This is a genomic window from Neisseria sp. HMSC058F07, from assembly GCF_001810035.1.
GTDB classification, from domain to species: domain Bacteria; phylum Pseudomonadota; class Gammaproteobacteria; order Burkholderiales; family Neisseriaceae; genus Neisseria; species Neisseria perflava.
The window spans coordinates 480-801 of the sequence record NZ_KV799704.1 but is presented as its reverse complement, the minus strand read 5'-3'; the positions used below and the strand labels follow the sequence as shown (position 1 = coordinate 801).

Annotated in this window: 1 pseudogene; it reads left to right on the top strand. The window is 58.1% G+C overall.

Going from position 1 to position 322, the window contains the following annotated elements:
- Positions 1 to 322 (top strand): annotated as a pseudogene (locus HMPREF2696_RS11635) (type IV secretion protein Rhs); the annotation flags it as partial.

Genomic DNA, 322 nt, shown 5'->3' with positions numbered 1-322 from the left:
CGGCAGCGGACACCTGCACCAAATCAGCCTGGACGGCGAAGTCGTCAGCGACATCGAGCGCGACAAACTGCACCGAGAAATCCAAAGGACACAGGGCAGCATCAGTAGCCTGTACGACTACGACCCCATGGGTCGTCTGAAAAGCCAGCGTACCGTTTGGAGCGGCACACAAACGCTTCACGGCAAACAAAACCCGCTGGCCGGCGGCGTCGTGAACCGCCGCTACGCCTACGACAAAGCCGGCAACCTCATTCAAAGCGCCGATCAAAGAAGCGGCGTCCTCAATTACGTCTACGACAAAATCGGACGCATTCAAGAAGCC